We start from the raw sequence: 15,403 nt of genomic DNA, 5'->3' as shown, positions 1-15,403 counted from the left end.
GTTTACTTAGCGTAATTATGATAAAATTATGATAAGTGTATAAGGGGGTAGACGTATGCCGCATATTAGACCCGTTTCGGATTTAAGGAATAACTTTGCTGACATTTCCAGAGTGGTACATGAAACCGCTGAACCAGTGTTCTTGACCAAGAATGGTTATGGGGATATGGTTGTCATGAGCATTGAGGCGTATGAGCGCAAACAGTTTGAAAGTGAAATTTATATCAAACTGAAGGAAGCAGAATTAGAAGCCAAGTCAACGAACGTTCGACATTCGCATGAGGATGTATTTGCTAATCTAAGGTCAAGGGTTGCTGCCAAGGTAGAGGACAATGCATAAGCTAAGGTACTTGTCTGTTGCGCTAGACGATTTAAGGGATATAGCGGACTATATTACGGATACGCTCAAAGCGCCAAAGGCAGCAATGGATTTGCTGGATGCTTTTGATGAATCCATATCCAGACTTGCACAGTTTCCTTACTCTGGTAAAGTATATCTACCGTCCAAGGAACTGGGGAATATATACAGGATTTTACCAGTCAAGAGCTATCTTGTGTTTTATGTGGTTGAGGAGAAGATTGTAGAAATTCACCGTATAATTTATGCTAAAATGGACATAACAAAGCAACTAAGATAATTACTGATATACATGAAATCAGGCGTACTAAAAACGTGCTATTATTTTAGGAGGGCACTGAAAAAGTCTATCTCATAGAAAAAGGTACAGTCCTTCATGAAATTGAAGAGACGGTACCTTTTTTTGACCTATAATGGAGTTAATATGAAAAGTAGGTGAGCGCGAATGATCCGTCAACAACAAACTTTGGTTCTGAGTCCTTATACAGCACTGTATGACATTGTCGTGCCCAAGGATAATATACTCCGTCAAATCAACGAACTGGTGGACTTCACGTTTATCTACGAAGAATTGGAAACCAAATATTGTTTGGACAATGGACGTAACGCCATTGATCCTATTCGCATGTTTAAATACTTACTTCTGAAAGCTATCTTTGAATTGTCAGATGTAGATATTGTCAAGCGTTCGAAGTATGACATGTCGTTCAAATACTTTCTTGGCATGGCACCAGAGGACACGGTAATCGACCCGAGCTCCCTGACGAAATTCCGTAAACTGCGGTTGAAAGACATCAGCCTCTTGGACATGCTCATTGGCAAAACCGTACAACTGGCTATTGAGAAAGAAATTTTGAAAAGCACGTCCATCATTGTGGATGCTACACATACGAAAGCGCGGTACAACCAGAAGTCGCCGCAGGAGATCCTGCAAGATCAAGCACGGAAACTGCGGAAAGCCGTTTACTGCATGGACGAAACGGCCAAAGCCAAGATGCCAACAAAGAACACGAAGGACGTGCTCGAGGACGAGATCGAGTATTGCCAGAAGCTCGTCGCCTTCGTTGAGACGAAGTCGGGGGTTGCACAAGTACCGAAAGTGCTGGAGCCACTTAACCTGCTGAAGGAAACGGTCGGAGATGACGTCGAGCAGCTTCGTCTGGCAGCAGATCCGGATGCGCGCGTGGGACACAAAAGTGCAGACTCCGCTTTCTTTGGCTACAAAACACATCTGGCCATGTCCGAGGAACGCATCATAACAGCAGCCGTGATCACTACAGGCGAGAAGAACGACGGTAAGCAATTGCAAACGCTAATCGAGAAAAGCCAAGCGGTCGGCATGCAAGTCAAAACCGTCATTGGCGATACTGCTTACTCAGAGAAAGATAACCTGATGTATGCAAAAAAGAACGAGATGGAGCTGGTAGCTAAGCTTAATCCCCTCATTACGCAAGGAACTCGAAAGAAAGAAGACGAATTTTTGTTTAACAAGGATGCGGGTATGTACGTATGCAAGGCTGGTTATATAGCAATCCGTAAGGCCAGAACAGGCAAGAAAGACACCGGAGAAAACCAGAAGGACACTTACTATTTTAACATAGAGCTCTGCAAGCGATGCCCGCTCAAGGAAGGCTGCTACAAAGAGGGAGCCAAGAGCAAAACCTATCTGTAAGTATTAAATCCAATGAGCATTCGGAACAAATGGTCTTCCAAGAAACCGAGTTCTTTAAGGCCAAATCGAAGGAACGTTACAAAATTGAAGCCAAGAACAGCGAACTCAAACATGGACACGGGTATGATATCGCCACATCCTCGGGTTTGCTTGGCATGCAGTTGCAAGGGGCGATGGCTATATTTGCGGTAAATCTAAAACGAATATTGAAGATAGCGGATTAAAATAAATGGGGACCTCAATCCAAATGATCGAAAAAGAAGACATCTACCCCAATATATGGGCGTAAATGTCTTCTTTTCAATCGGGATTCTTTACCGGTCCTTATAAAAGCACAAGTTCTTCAGTGCCCTCTATTTTTAGATGCCTGTTTTTTTCTAACTTGAAACGCTGAACTACTTGAAACAGCTGACACCTGGGACAATTGTTCTGTAGTCCTCAGGTATAATCTGGTACTTGCAAATCAGATTACTATAGCTATATGCTTGATAAGTCAATAGTTGATGAGTCAATCGTCCGAGGCCCTTTATGACGGGAAGTGATTTTATGTTACTAAAGGAATTCAGTCATTTATTGTATCAGATCAAGATGGTGGATCAAAAGGTAAGTAAGCTGTTTGAGGATGAGGTGGGCTTCAGCTTAACCCGTTATGAAATGCTGATGATTCTACATGACAAGTCCCCGTGCTTGCAGGGAATTCTGCAGGATCATTTGCAGATTGATCAGGCAGCAATTACAAGACACCTGCAGATTCTTGAGGAAAAGGGCTATGTCGCGAGAAAACGTAACCCGGAGAATAACCGTGAAGTAATCGTAGAGATGACCCATAAGGCGATCTCAACTATTGATGAGTGTGAAGCTAAAGGCAGTCATCATCACCTGATGGAACTTGCTAATTTCTCAAATAAAGAGGTTGTAGAGTTGACTTCGCTGCTTGAAAAGTTTGATCAAGGACTGAACCAAATTAAGTAAAAAGAAAGAAGGAACCGTACATGTCACAATTTACAACCAATGATTTTAAAGAAATTGCTTTTGGAAGAAAGTCCGTACGCCTGTATGATGAAAACGTCAAAATAGATCGTAAGGAAATGCTGGAGATGATCTCGGAAGCAACCTTGGCTCCATCCTCTGTAAACATGCAGCCGTGGCGCTTTGTGGTAATTGAATCCGATGAGGCTAAGGCTCAGCTGAGACCCTTAATCCGTTTCAATACTCGACAAAATGATACCTCCTCCGCGATGGTGCTCATTTTTGGCGATTTGCGCTGTTATGAAAAAGCGGAAGAAATTTACGATCAAGCTGTAGCTGAAGGGAAAATGCCGCAGGAGGTTCGTGAAAAACAGCTTTCCACGATTGTTCCCTACTATCAGAGCCTTTCCAGACAGCAAATGAGCGATATTGTAAAAATTGATTCCAGCCTGGCTGCCATGCAATTTATGCTTGTTGCCCGCGCGCACGGCTATGATACGAATCCAATCGGGGGCTTTGAGGCGGATCGACTGGCTGCGGCCTTTGGTCTGGACCCCGAACGTTATGTCCCGGTCATGATCGTGTCTGTAGGTAAAGCTGCAGAGGCGGGATACTCATCCGTTCGTCTGGCTCCAGAAGTAGTAACGGATTTCAAATAATCAGCCTCCTAACGCAAGTTGAGATTCAACGACCAAGCAGCGGATATCCTTGAACCAAGGGATGTTCGCTTTTTGTTATCCTCCTGACCTGTGAAATAGAATAAACACTTCCATTCAATGATTTATAAAAAATTACGAACATTGTAATGATTATTCCAATAAAACATTCGTTTTTGCCGTTGACAAATCTGCTCCAAAGGGCCTAGAATGAATCATGTGATAAGTCTGAACGACAGACTTGATCGGAAATTTCGACAAATAACTTAATATGCTTTTCGTATAATTCCGGGAATGGGCCCGGAAGTCTCTACGAGGTCACCGTAAATGATCTGGCTACGAGAAGAAGAAGTGCTGAACAGGGCGATATCAGGAATTGCGTATACCGATTCTTGAAGTTATTCCCGATTCACTTCTTCTGGCTGACACGGTACCCGGGGATAGAATTTGGCCTCGGGCTTTTTGTCGTTCCGATTCGAAATGAAGGAGGAGTATTGGAATCATGGATCGTTTTTTCAAGCTGAAACAGAATGGTACGAACGTTCGTACAGAAGTTATGGCCGGTATCACTACGTTCATGGCAATGGCTTACATTCTCACAGTCAACCCTAACACGCTTACGGCTTTTGGTCAGATTGAAATGGGCTGGTATTCTGTTTTCCTGGCTACAGCACTCTCGGCTGCTATCTTTACGATCGCTATGGGTCTCTTCATTAACTTCCCGGTAGCACTTGCACCAGGTATGGGTCTGAACGCTTATTTTGCTTCTGTTGTACTTTCCTCGGCGGCTACTGATAAACCCTTTACATGGGAAATGGGCTTGACGGCCGTATTTATTTCAGGTCTGATCTTTATCCTGTTGACGTTGACGAAGGTTCGTCAGATGCTTCTGGATGCGATTCCGGATTCCTTGAAACATGCAATTACCGTTGGTATCGGCTTGTTCATCACGATTATCGGGCTGAAGAACAGCGGATTGATGTCCATCGGCGTGGAAGCAGGACAAGATATTCCTGCACATACATTTACAAGCATGCTCTCGTATGAGACGGTAATTTCCTTGGGAAGCTTCCAGGATACCACCGTACAATTGACTTTGATTGGCCTCGTCCTGATCGGTATTTTGATGGTGCTGAATGTGCGCGGCGCTATTTTGTTCGGGATTCTGGGAACGACTGTCGTTGCCATGCTGATGGGCGCGGTTGACTTCAACTCGGTATCGGCTAGTGAGGCGAAATGGATTCCGGACTTCTCACAAATTAATTTTATGTCCTTTGACTGGGACGGCGTATTGCATACAGGTATTATTTCGGTGGTTGCCACCTTTACCTTTGTTGAATTGTTTGATACCTTCGGTACGCTCGTCGGAACGGCTAACCGTGCAGGGATTATGAAGGATCCAGTAGAAGGTAAAAAACGTGTAGGTAAAGCGATGCTGGTTGATGCGGTTGCAGTTACCGGCGGCGCGATGTTGGGGACTTCCACAACTACCGCTTATGTTGAAAGTGCGGCCGGGGTTGCAGAAGGCGGACGTACAGGCTTGACAGCCGTAACGACAGGCGTGTGCTTCTTGCTGGCGCTGTTCCTGGCACCGATTGCGGCCTTGATTCCAGGGTCTGCTACCGCTGCTGCTTTGATTATTGTAGGGGTATTGATGATTCAATCCATCAAGGAAATTGACTTCCAGGACATGGTCGTAGCCATTCCGGCATTTCTGACGATCGTAATGATGCCGTTCTCCTATAATATTGCGAACGGGATTTCGATGGGGATTATCTTCTATGTAATTCTTGCCACAGTAGCTAATCTTCGCGGCGGCAAAAACTCGAAATATGAGGTTCACTGGTTAATGTGGGTCCTCTTCGTACTGGTTATTCTCCGCTATGTCTTCGTTGGCGGACATTAATAGGTTAGCTTTACTTTAATAGAATAATTTACAGCCTAATTATTTTACGACGCATCCAGCATAATATGGATGCGTCGTTTTTTATCGTTTTTTGTAGAAATTTGTTGACAAGATTACTTCAAAGTTTAATAATAAATATTAATTCCTACTTAAATGATAGGATATTGCACCACAGAAATCTCAGATTATGAATTAAAGAAGGCGGGGCTATGTTCAAGGAAATCAATCTGCATTTCAGGACCTTGGCTGAGGCGCAAGCCGGCCAATCCCTCGATTCGATTGCTGTGATCCATGAGCGGTTTGAGGATCGGGAAGTCACTTTCTTACGTCTGCAAGGCTTGAAGGAAGGTCCGACCGTGTGGCTGCAGGCCGCACTTCATGGCGATGAATACGACGGGATCCTGGCATGTATGCATTTGTTGGAGAAGGTGGATACCGGGCTGCTCAGCGGCACAATTGTCATGTGTCCTGTAGCGAATCCCGAGGCTTTCTTGGCCAAGGCGAACGGAAATCCGGCGGATGGGGTTAATATGAACCGGATTTTTGGGAATCCTTCACAGGATAGTTACTCTTATCGCTATGGACGGTGGCTCCTGGGACATATTTTGAGCCAGGCGGATTACTTTATTGATTTGCATGGCGGCGGCCATTATTTGGAGGTTTGTCCGTTCGCGATGGTTGCAAGCAATCGTCCCGAAGCCTTCGAGCGGGCGATGCAGTTGCTTCGGGATGTGGAATTGACGGCAATCTATGAATGCAGCGAGCAAAGTAAAGGCATGTTCATCAATGAGGTATGCCGTCACGGGATTCCAGCCGTGCTTCTGGAAAGCGGCGGCGGCTTAAGCTGGGAGGAAGAGGCCGTGGCACAGCATGTGAAATCTGTGCTGGCAATGCTGGGGCGAGCGTCGATGCTTCCGATGGCCCCCGCGGATCATCCTTCTGAAGCAACCCCATATTTTGTGAGAGAAATCACCGAGCTTCGGTTCGAGGTCGACGGCTTGCAGCTTGAGCGCGCTTCTGCCGGCCGCATCCTGGATAAGGGGGAGCTTTTGCTGGAACTGGTAAGCTACCCTGAATTTCAGCGCAAGGTGATTGCAAACCCGCTTGATCGGGCATTGGTATTATCCATTCATACTGCGGCTTCTCTGAAAAAAGGCGAATACGCAGTCATGTTAGGAAAAATAGAGAAAAATTACACCTGGAAGGAATGACGGAGATGAAGAGAACCAGATTGTTAGCTTTACTGCTTATTTTGACGATTGTTGCGGCGGGATGCTCTACCGGAACAACCCCAAAGGAGGCCGCACAAGACGGATCTCTGGAGATTACGATTGCCAGAGCCTTTGACGTAAACGGACTGGACCCGGGCTTCCTGACGGAAAATGCCCAGGTCGTTGACAATATTTTTGATACCTTGGTGAAGCGCGATGAAAATGAACAACTGGTGCCCGGATTGGCAACCAGCTGGAGCCAAGTGGATGAGAACACATGGGAATTCAAGCTGCGTGAAAATGTGCAGTTCACAAATGGAGAGCCATTCAATGCTGAAGCGGTAAAATACTCGATTGACCGGGTGTTGAATCCGGACAATAATGCGCCGACTTCAGGATACATTTCTACCATTCAGGAAGTGCAAGTTGTGGATGAGCACACCGTGCATGTGATCACGAAGAACCCGGATCCATTGGTGCCTACTCGTTTCAACCGTTATCCGACCGAGATCGTGCCTCCTAAGTATGTTGAAGAGGTGGGTCAGGAGCAATTTGCCCAGAAGCCGATCGGCACCGGTCCCTACAAATTCGTAGAATGGAATAAAGGCAGCAGTGTAGTCCTGGAAGCAAATGCGGACTATTGGAACGGAGAGCCGGAAGTGAAGAAGGTTACCTTCCGTTCGATCCCGGAAGCCTCCACAAGAGTGAGCGCCCTGCTGAATGGTGAAGTTGACCTGATCACCGCCGTATCTCCAGAAGACCGCGAGAAGATTGAAGGCTCCTCCAGTGCGAAGCTTTCTTCAGTAGAAAGAGCAGGGAACACCGTGTATGTCGGATTCAAGACCGATGTGGAGCCATTTAATAATCAGAAGGTAAGACAAGCCTTGAACTATGCGATCGATACTCAATCTATCGTAGATAATGTGCTGCGCGGTGCCGCTGTACAAACCGAAAGCCTGATCGGACCGAAGGACTTTGGCTATGCAGGCGAGTTCGATACTTATGGTTATGATCCTGAGAAAGCCAAGCAGCTTCTGGCCGAAGCAGGATATCCCGACGGATTCTCTGCAACGCTTGATACGGTAAACTGGTACATCAAGAACACGGACGTGGCTCAGGTTATTGCCGAGCAGTTAAAAGCCATTGGCGTCAACATTACCGTTAACAATGTGGAAAGCTCGGTGTACCGTACCCTGGTTCCATCTGGCGAACAAAACAGTATGTATGTTCTTGGCTGGAGCAGCACGAATACGCTGGATGCCGATGCGGCCATCTATGCCATTCTGCATTCGAGTGAGTCATACTCCACCTACAACAATCCTGAAGTGGATGCCAAGCTGGAGGAAGCCAGAGGGACTACGGATGAAGAACGCCGCAAAACACTGTACAAGGAAATTGAAGAAATTGTGCTTGAAGACGCGCCAAGAATTTTCCTTTATCAAGAGAACCAGTACTATGGTGTATCGAACAAGCTGAACTGGGAAGGGCGTATCGATGGTTCGATTCCGGTTGTCACCATCAAGGCAGCCGATAGTCAATAAGGGCGGCATGCCCGATTAACAGCCTGACTGCGGGATGGGAGTGTGTATGGATTGAAACAATATATAGTCAAGCGGTTTCTGCAATCCCTTCTTGCCATACTGGGCGCGGCGACGGTCGTATTTTTCATTATCCGTTTATCCGGTGATCCTGCCCGTCTGATGCTGCCTCCGGAGGCCAGCGAGGATCAGGTTGCTGCTCTAAGGGAAAGCCTGGGGTTCAATCGCCCTTTGCTCGTGCAGTATTTTGATTATCTAAAGGATATGGTGACCGGGAACTTCGGGAATTCGCTGTATTTCAAGGAATCGGCGCTTCAGCTTGTGCTGGAGCGGATGCCGGCAACGATGGATTTGGCTGTATCCGCCATTATCATTGCAGTTGTGGTTGGCATGACGGCCGGTGTAATTTCTGCATATAAAAAGAACACCTTTATTGATTACCTAATCAATATATGGATATTTATCACACAATCTCTGCCTGTTTTTTGGGTAGGGATTGTGTTTATTATGATTTTTGCGAATCAGTTGCATCTCTTTCCTACCTCGGGGAATAATGGCCTGATCTCGCTGGTGCTGCCCGCACTGACTCTGGCCGCTTATCCGATCGCTCCGATCGCCCGAACGATGCGCTCCTCCTTGATGGATGTGCTCCAGCAAAGCTACATGGTTACGAACAAGGCGCAAGGCTTCTCCAAACGCCGGATGGTGCTGAAGCGCGGGTTGAAAAATGCGCTGCTGCCGGTAGTTACCGTGATCAGTCTTGAATTCGGAGTGATGATTGCCGGAGCGGTAGTGACGGAGACGATCTTCTCCTGGCCTGGTGTCGGACAATTGATCATGCAGGCGGTCAGCAATCGGGACTTTCCGCTTGTTCAGGCAAGTATTTTGGTCATCAGCATCTTGTACATTTTGATTAGCTTTATAACGGATATGATTTATCTCTGGATTGATCCAAGAATTAAAGTGCAATAAGTAAAGAGAGGAATGACTCATGAAGAAGAGACTCGTACTGCGCGGGAATTGGAAGGGGATCATTAGCAGCGGGCTGCTGGGCATCATTTTCATCGTGACCATATTTGCCCCCTGGTTCTCTCCTTATGACCCGTATCAGCAGTCCTTGCAGGATATTCTGATTTCACCATTAAGTCACTACACCTCTCATTCCGGGATCAGCCTGCTGGGAACAGACCAGTTGGGGAGAGATGTGTTAAGCCGCTTGCTGTATGGAGGACAGCTTTCCCTGTGGATGAGTATTGTATCGGTGCTGTTCGCCGGAATCACGGGTAGTGCGATCGGTATTATTGCCGGATATTTCGGAGGCAAAGTGGATGCGGTCATGATGCGGCTGGCAGATATCCAGCTCTCGATTCCGAGTATGCTGCTGGCGATCGTTATGGTGGCGGTGCTGGGTTCAGGGCTTACGAACATCGTAATCGTATTATCCATTACGGGATGGGTCACCTTTGCCCGTGTAGTTCGAAGCCAGGTGCTCTCCTTGAAGGAGATGGAGTTTGTTGAAGCGGCCAAAGCGATGGGAGTTCCCAGCATCGTGATTATGTGGCGGCATATTTTGCCGAATACGTGGTTTACCATTCTGACGCAGGCCTCGCTGCAAATGTCGCGGATGATCCTGTTGGCTGCATCGCTCAGCTTCCTCGGTTTGGGCGTGGATGTGTCGACACCGACCTGGGGCGGCATGATCAACGACGGGAAGAGCTACATTGGCTCGGCCTGGTGGCTGTCTACGATTCCCGGTCTGGTCATTGCCTTTGTGATTTTAACTATTAATTTGTTTAGTGACTGGCTGCGGGAGAAGTCGGAAGGATAAGGAGGATGCGGCATGTATCTTGTTACAAGAGCGCAGGTGAGGGCAAGCGGAATCGCCGATGCGTCGGTGGCACAGGAATTGGTGGAACGTACTTTTATTGAAAAAAGAGCGGCCCGGGCAGCATGCGCGCAGGAAGTGTCCATGATCCCCCGGCAGTTGGAGTCGGGAGCCTTTTATTCCTTGCCTGGCTACTTAGCCGGTGAACAGGTAGCGGGGATCAAGTGGACAACCCATGTCCCGAAGGCATCCAGACAGGGTTCATATACCAATCCGGTCATTGTCCTTAATGATATGCAGTCGGGGGTGCCTACGGCTTTGGTGGAAGGGCAATTGATCAGCGGCCTGCGAACGGCGGGGGTATCCTCGACGGCGCTTAAGTATCTGGCAGACGCTGAGGTTCGGTCTGTCTTGATCTGCGGCTCTGGGTTTCAGGCTGCACATCAATTGGCGGGCCTGCTTCCGTTTCTTCCTCAATTGAGGGAGGTCCATTTCTGGAGCCGACATCAGGAGCATGCTCAAGCCATCCACGAGCGGTTTGCCGAGCAATTGAAGCAGCGCAGCATTGCAGGGATACTACATCCAACGCTGCCCGACCGATTGGATTTTGCGCAAATCGTCATGGGGGTAACCTCTGCTGCCGAGCCGTATCTGAAGGCGGAGCATTTTTGTCCCGGCCATTTCTATGTACACATTGGCATGAATGATATTGAGGCTGCAGCCATTCAATCCTTCGATCACATCGTGTGCGATGATTTTCGGGCAGGAGTGAAGACGAGCAGCCAATCGCTGTTCCGGCTGGCCCGGACGGATGCTTCGATCGAGGAAAAGGTGACGCTGCTGGAAACATTGCTTCCGCAGGATAAGGGGGAGCGCGCAGTTGCGATGAGCCCGATCAAGCAGAATAAACAGCAAAAACTGATGTTCAACGGCTTTGGACTGCCGATCTTCGACCTGGCCCTGGCTGCCGAGGCGCTGCGGCGGCTTCAGCAATCGGGAGAGGCTCATCTGTCCCGGTTTGACTTGTATGGGGAAGAGGTGACGTCAATATGAGCAAGGAGAAGTTGCTTAAAATACAGAATTTGAGCGTCGCATTTACCAAAAACCAAGTGACAACGCCGATATTCTCCGGCTTGTCCTTCGATATTTACCAAGGGGAGACCGTCTGTCTGGTCGGGGAGTCGGGCAGCGGTAAAAGTGTGACAGCTAAAGCGATCATGCAGCTGCTTCCAACCGAGACAGCCAGCTATCCCGAGGGAGAAATTTGGTTCAACGGACGGAATTTGCTGGCTCTTCATGAACAGGAAATGGAGCGAATTCGCGGCGATCAGATAGCCATGGTATTCCAGGACGCTTTGAGCGCCTTGAATCCTGTATATACAATAGGAACGCAGATGGTGGATCTGATTCGGCTACATTCAAAGGAGAAGGTGAGCAAGCGGCAGGCTCTGGAGCAGGCCCAGCAGTTGCTGGAGCAAGTGGATATCCGGCATGCGGACGAGGTCGTGAAGCAGTACCCCTTCCAGCTCTCTGGCGGAATGAGACAACGGGTGATGATTGCGATGGCGCTCTCTACCCGTCCGCGTCTTTTGATTGCAGATGAACCGACCACGGCATTGGATGTAACCGTACAATCCAATATTCTGAAGCTGATCCGCCAGCTGAAGCAGCAGTACGATATGACCATCATGTTCATTACCCATGACCTTGGCGTAGTGTACGAAATGGCGGATCGCGTGCTCGTACTGAGACAAGGCGAGCTGGTTGAAGCCGGCACTCGGGATGACATCTTTACCCGACCAAGCCATGCCTATACCAAGCAGTTGCTGAACAGCATGCCTCGTATTTATTATCAGGAGCAGACCCCTGGGGCTAAGCCTTAGCTTCCGGTGAATACCTGAGATGAAAATGGACACGGAAAGGGGGGGGAGACAGCATGGAGCAGACCTTATTGGAAGTATCACATTTAAATAAGATCTATAAGAGAAAGGGCGGACCGGATTTCAGCGCCGTTAAAGATGTATCATTCACCCTGGCCCAAGGGGAGACGCTGGGCATCGTCGGGGAGTCGGGAAGCGGCAAGACAACCGTCGCCAAGATGGTAGCCGGGATGCTGCCCGCAACCTCCGGTTCGCTCGTGCTGAACGGGCAGGCCATGGAGAGTCGCCGGAGCAAGGATATGAAACGGAATATCCAGTATATTTTCCAGGATCCTGTGTCCTCGCTAAATCCGCGTCTTAAAATCAAGGATATCCTGGCAGAACCGCTCAAGCTGTATTTCAATCTGCGCGGAGAAGCTCTGAATTCACGCATCAATGAACTGTTGGATGATGTCGGGATTCCGCAATCCTATCGTGACAGGTATCCGAAAGAACTGTCCGGGGGGCAATGTCAACGGATCGGAATTGCGCGGGCGTTAGCTGCAGAGCCTTCAATTATGGTGTGTGACGAGCCTACCTCTGCGCTGGATATGACGATTCAGTCTCAAATTCTGGAGCTGTTGCAGGAATTGCAGCGGAGCCGCGGGTTTTCCTATATTTTTATCGCACATGGCCTTGAAGTTATCTATACGATCTCCAATCGTGTGCTTGTCATGAAGCAGGGGGAGGTCGTGGAGACGGGCGCTACAGCGCAAGTGTTCCATTCACCTGAGCATCCCTATACCCAAACCTTGATTCAGTCGATCCCCAAGATCGAGCTGCCTTACTTCGAATATTAAACAACAGGAGGAATGCAAAGTGAGTATCGTACCGTTGCCTAATCTGGAGGAAATGCCGCAAGAAGCCAGAGAGTTTGTCACGAAGCGGCTGGAAGAGAATAAGAGAGTTACAAATATGGTAAAGACGCTTCTATATTCAATGCCGTCTTTCCGTGCAATGGAATTCTATCCGGTGCGGGACGAGTTGGAGAAGATCATCGGCAGCCGGGCCGTATATTTTTACTGCTACGCCATTTCCACTGAAAATGACTGCCTTGTCTGCTCGACCTATCACGCCAAGCTGCTGAAGGATTTGAATATCGCCTTTGACGAATTTGAGTTTACAGAGGTTGAAAATATTCTGATTGCTTACGGAAGAGGACTCGTGAACGACCCGAACCATATTCCTGATGAGGTGTACGAAGGCTTGAAGAAGCACTTCAATAATGAAGAAATCGTACTGATCACGACCGTAGGCTGCAAAATGATCGCATCCAATACATTTAATTCAGCCCTGAAGGTGGATCTGGATGAATATCTGTATGCCGTGGAATTTGATAAAAAGGTCCTGCCGAGCCATGAGTAACATTACAGTTTTATGACTTGGAATGAGCACAGCACCTCCATTCAGGATAGATGGGGGTGCTGTTTTATAGCTCAGGAGCAGTTGACAGCAGGTCATTCCACCTTATATCCCAATCGCTCCAGATAGCGCATTAATTTTTGTGTTTTAAGCTTGACCTCGGCTTGTTCCTCCTTAGAAATTCGATCCCAGTGCAGGCTTTGATCTGCATCTGTAACGAGCGACTTGTAAGTCCACATGGCTTGGTACAATTCGTTAAACTCCCGGAATTCGTCCTGACTCAATTGTGCCTCGGCTACTTTCAGCGCTTCTTCCCAAAAGAGGACATCATCCATCGAAGAGGCTGAAGCTTGCTTCTCTAACTCGTCAAGCCGCTTTAGGAGAGGCTCCACTTCAGCAGCCAAGGCTTTATAACGCGCCTGATCCTGCTCATTCCATTGCTCTGGATGGACGATTCCATTTTCGTCGGCATAGGTCAGATAGAACTGTCCCAGCTCTTTTAAAATATCCATAAAAGATGAGAATTCAGCCTCACTGAAATACTGTTTGCTGTGAAGCAGTTTTTCTTCTAAGGCCTCATATTGCTGCTGGGTACCCCCGAGCTTGAGCATATTGTCTTGAGAGCCGTAAATGTAATCGGCCAAATAGCTATAGCCTGCATAGACTCCTGTAGGAATCGCTAATAGAGCCGTAATGATTGCGATCATTCCCCACTTCTTCATTCTGTATCCCCTCGGCTCTGTCGCAAGCTTTTGCAGCAAGTGAGGACGAATATGCTGCGGAGCTGTCCAATCCTTCGTATGCTCATGCAAGACTGCCTGCACTTTTTCCTCCAGGTTCATGATTAATCCTCCACCTTTCGTAACGTTGAATTGAACAGCAGATGTTTTTTTCTGAGCTTTGTTAGTCCAGCATGAATGCGGGATTTCACGGTTCCGAGTGGAAGGTTGAGCAGTACGGAAATTTCTTCCTGAGAATATTGGTTGAAATAATGCAAAATAATCACTTGTCTCAATTTGAAAGGAAGCCGGTCTACTTTATGAATCAAGGGCTGATGGGACATTTTGTCTGTCAGCTCAATGGAGAAGTCTGCTTGTATTGCTTTTAAAGTCTGTGCTCGCTCGATCAGCCTCCAATATTTCCATTTTTTTCTGCGGCATGTCTGAACCTGCTTCATTGCGATTCCCATAAGCCAGGCATGAAAAGGACGAGTAGGATTGTATTTGTCTAAAGAGCGATGTGCTTGGAGGTAGGTATCTTGTACGATATCGTCCGTCTCTGATGCATTGCCCATAAGCAATCGAACCGTTTTGTACACATCCTCAACGGTTATTTCGTAAAGTTCACCATAAGCCTCCATGCTACCGGCCTGTGTCTGCTCAATTAATTGCTTAATCTTGTTCATGAATCATTTCCGCCTCCCCCTGTGGCCTTACATGCTATATTCTATATTCGCAAGTTTTAAGAATATCGTTCGATTTTTTTTAGCTGTCACAGAGTATCCTCTAGCTGAACGCGGATTACTCAATTTTATCTGCTTGGCGCTGAGGCTAGCCAATTGGACTATCAAAATCAAGCTGCGAAAGTAGAGTGAATAACGGCGAGTATTCTGAACGGTTGCTACGCGCTACTCATTTAAAGATATCGTATGATGTATCGTAAATATTTATTTTCGAAATACCCTTGCATTTATTTGATAAGGATGCTATATTATAAAAGTTGCCGCTGATGAGGTGGTAACGAAATATGAACCGAAGTTGATCTTTGAAAACTGAACAACGAGTGAGTATTAAATAGATGAGTTGCAATCGACCCTGTGTCGTTTGAGATTCCATCTTTAAGAGAATTAATTTTCTCGTCAGTTTTGAAATGAGCAAGTCAAACACTTTATTGGAGAGTTTGATCCTGGCTCAGGACGAACGCTGGCGGCGTGCCTAATACATGCAAGTCGAGCGGACTTGATGGAGTGCTTGCACTCCTGAAAGTT

General features: G+C 47.5%; 15 protein-coding genes, 1 rRNA gene, 1 pseudogene and 1 riboswitch. Of the genes and pseudogenes, 15 read left to right on the top strand and 2 right to left on the bottom strand.

Annotated features, from left to right (window positions below):
- Positions 1 to 55 precede the first annotated feature (55 nt).
- From TX85_RS13995 to TX85_RS13930, 14 genes and pseudogenes are all read left to right on the top strand, one after another.
- Positions 56 to 340 (top strand): type II toxin-antitoxin system Phd/YefM family antitoxin, encoded by a 285-nt coding sequence (locus TX85_RS13995; RefSeq protein ID WP_044480117.1) that lies wholly within the window; start codon positions 56 to 58, stop codon positions 338 to 340.
- Positions 333 to 638 carry a type II toxin-antitoxin system RelE/ParE family toxin gene (locus TX85_RS13990; RefSeq protein WP_044480116.1) on the top strand — a complete coding sequence of 102 codons (306 nt, stop codon included), beginning with the start codon at positions 333 to 335 and terminating at the stop codon, positions 636 to 638. Before TX85_RS13995 ends, TX85_RS13990 begins: the two co-directional genes overlap by 8 nt.
- Positions 639 to 803: 165 nt before the next feature.
- Positions 804 to 2,254, top strand: a pseudogene (locus tag TX85_RS13985) (IS1182 family transposase).
- A 322-nt stretch (positions 2,255 to 2,576) separates the two neighbouring features.
- A complete protein-coding gene (locus TX85_RS13980) occupies positions 2,577 to 3,002 on the top strand; it encodes a MarR family winged helix-turn-helix transcriptional regulator (RefSeq protein ID WP_044480115.1) in 426 nt (141 codons plus the stop codon).
- A 20-nt stretch (positions 3,003 to 3,022) separates the two neighbouring features.
- Positions 3,023 to 3,658, top strand: coding sequence for a nitroreductase family protein (locus TX85_RS13975; protein ID WP_044480114.1), 636 nt, complete (start codon positions 3,023 to 3,025; stop codon positions 3,656 to 3,658).
- Positions 3,659 to 3,913: 255 nt separating this feature from the next.
- Positions 3,914 to 4,014: riboswitch (purine riboswitch) on the top strand.
- 143 nt (positions 4,015 to 4,157) lie between these two features.
- A complete protein-coding gene (locus tag TX85_RS13970; RefSeq protein WP_044480113.1) occupies positions 4,158 to 5,561 on the top strand; it encodes an NCS2 family permease in 1,404 nt (467 codons plus the stop codon).
- A 209-nt stretch (positions 5,562 to 5,770) separates the two neighbouring features.
- Entirely contained in the window at positions 5,771 to 6,772 is a 1,002-nt protein-coding gene (locus tag TX85_RS13965) for a M14 family metallopeptidase (protein WP_044480112.1), read from the top strand.
- A gap of 5 nt (positions 6,773 to 6,777) precedes the next feature.
- The gene (locus TX85_RS13960; RefSeq protein ID WP_044480788.1) at positions 6,778 to 8,313 is read left to right on the top strand and encodes an ABC transporter substrate-binding protein; all 1,536 of its coding nucleotides are present in this window, start codon (positions 6,778 to 6,780) and stop codon (positions 8,311 to 8,313) included.
- Positions 8,314 to 8,364: 51 nt separating this feature from the next.
- Positions 8,365 to 9,282 (top strand): ABC transporter permease, encoded by a 918-nt coding sequence (locus TX85_RS13955; RefSeq protein WP_049894965.1) that lies wholly within the window; start codon positions 8,365 to 8,367, stop codon positions 9,280 to 9,282.
- A 19-nt stretch (positions 9,283 to 9,301) separates the two neighbouring features.
- Positions 9,302 to 10,138 carry an ABC transporter permease gene (locus TX85_RS13950; protein ID WP_044480110.1) on the top strand — a complete coding sequence of 279 codons (837 nt, stop codon included), beginning with the start codon at positions 9,302 to 9,304 and terminating at the stop codon, positions 10,136 to 10,138.
- Between the two features lie 12 nt (positions 10,139 to 10,150).
- On the top strand, positions 10,151 to 11,188 hold the full coding sequence (locus tag TX85_RS13945) for an ornithine cyclodeaminase family protein (protein ID WP_044480109.1): 1,038 nt from the start codon (positions 10,151 to 10,153) through the stop codon (positions 11,186 to 11,188).
- Positions 11,185 to 12,018 carry an ATP-binding cassette domain-containing protein gene (locus TX85_RS26300; RefSeq protein WP_044480108.1) on the top strand — a complete coding sequence of 278 codons (834 nt, stop codon included), beginning with the start codon at positions 11,185 to 11,187 and terminating at the stop codon, positions 12,016 to 12,018. The genes TX85_RS13945 and TX85_RS26300 overlap by 4 nt, the downstream gene beginning before the upstream one ends.
- A 53-nt stretch (positions 12,019 to 12,071) precedes the next feature.
- Positions 12,072 to 12,854: an ABC transporter ATP-binding protein gene (locus TX85_RS26295; protein ID WP_049894964.1), complete on the top strand. Its 783-nt coding sequence runs from the start codon at positions 12,072 to 12,074 to the stop codon at positions 12,852 to 12,854.
- Between the two features lie 19 nt (positions 12,855 to 12,873).
- A complete protein-coding gene (locus TX85_RS13930; RefSeq protein WP_049894963.1) occupies positions 12,874 to 13,419 on the top strand; it encodes a carboxymuconolactone decarboxylase family protein in 546 nt (181 codons plus the stop codon).
- Positions 13,420 to 13,511: 92 nt separating this feature from the next.
- On the opposite strand, the gene TX85_RS13925 is transcribed toward TX85_RS13930, so the two are convergent.
- A complete protein-coding gene (locus TX85_RS13925) occupies positions 13,512 to 14,258 on the bottom strand; it encodes a DUF3600 domain-containing protein (RefSeq protein WP_044480107.1) in 747 nt (248 codons plus the stop codon).
- A gap of 2 nt (positions 14,259 to 14,260) precedes the next feature.
- Positions 14,261 to 14,821 (bottom strand): sigma-70 family RNA polymerase sigma factor, encoded by a 561-nt coding sequence (locus tag TX85_RS13920; protein ID WP_044480106.1) that lies wholly within the window; start codon positions 14,819 to 14,821, stop codon positions 14,261 to 14,263.
- Positions 14,822 to 15,303: 482 nt separating this feature from the next.
- Between TX85_RS13920 and TX85_RS13915 the strand changes: the two genes are divergently transcribed.
- A 16S ribosomal RNA gene (locus tag TX85_RS13915) occupies positions 15,304 to 15,403 on the top strand; the annotation flags it as partial.

It is taken from the genome of Paenibacillus antibioticophila (genome assembly GCF_000455265.1).
GTDB lineage: Bacteria > Bacillota > Bacilli > Paenibacillales > Paenibacillaceae > Fontibacillus > Fontibacillus antibioticophila.
This window is presented reverse-complemented; position numbering and strand designations above follow the sequence as displayed.

Coding starts and splice junctions, on each gene's coding strand:
- TX85_RS13970 (WP_044480113.1), top strand. CDS start 4,158: ATGGATCGTTTTTTCAAGCTGAAACAGAATGGTACGAACGTTCGTACA.
- TX85_RS13925 (WP_044480107.1), bottom strand. CDS start 14,258: ATGAACCTGGAGGAAAAAGTGCAGGCAGTCTTGCATGAGCATACGAAG.
- TX85_RS13990 (WP_044480116.1), top strand. CDS start 333: ATGCATAAGCTAAGGTACTTGTCTGTTGCGCTAGACGATTTAAGGGAT.
- TX85_RS13960 (WP_044480788.1), top strand. CDS start 6,778: ATGAAGAGAACCAGATTGTTAGCTTTACTGCTTATTTTGACGATTGTT.
- TX85_RS13975 (WP_044480114.1), top strand. CDS start 3,023: ATGTCACAATTTACAACCAATGATTTTAAAGAAATTGCTTTTGGAAGA.
- TX85_RS13980 (WP_044480115.1), top strand. CDS start 2,577: ATGTTACTAAAGGAATTCAGTCATTTATTGTATCAGATCAAGATGGTG.
- TX85_RS26295 (WP_049894964.1), top strand. CDS start 12,072: ATGGAGCAGACCTTATTGGAAGTATCACATTTAAATAAGATCTATAAG.
- TX85_RS13965 (WP_044480112.1), top strand. CDS start 5,771: ATGTTCAAGGAAATCAATCTGCATTTCAGGACCTTGGCTGAGGCGCAA.
- TX85_RS13950 (WP_044480110.1), top strand. CDS start 9,302: ATGAAGAAGAGACTCGTACTGCGCGGGAATTGGAAGGGGATCATTAGC.
- TX85_RS26300 (WP_044480108.1), top strand. CDS start 11,185: ATGAGCAAGGAGAAGTTGCTTAAAATACAGAATTTGAGCGTCGCATTT.
- TX85_RS13995 (WP_044480117.1), top strand. CDS start 56: ATGCCGCATATTAGACCCGTTTCGGATTTAAGGAATAACTTTGCTGAC.
- TX85_RS13920 (WP_044480106.1), bottom strand. CDS start 14,821: ATGAACAAGATTAAGCAATTAATTGAGCAGACACAGGCCGGTAGCATG.
- TX85_RS13945 (WP_044480109.1), top strand. CDS start 10,151: ATGTATCTTGTTACAAGAGCGCAGGTGAGGGCAAGCGGAATCGCCGAT.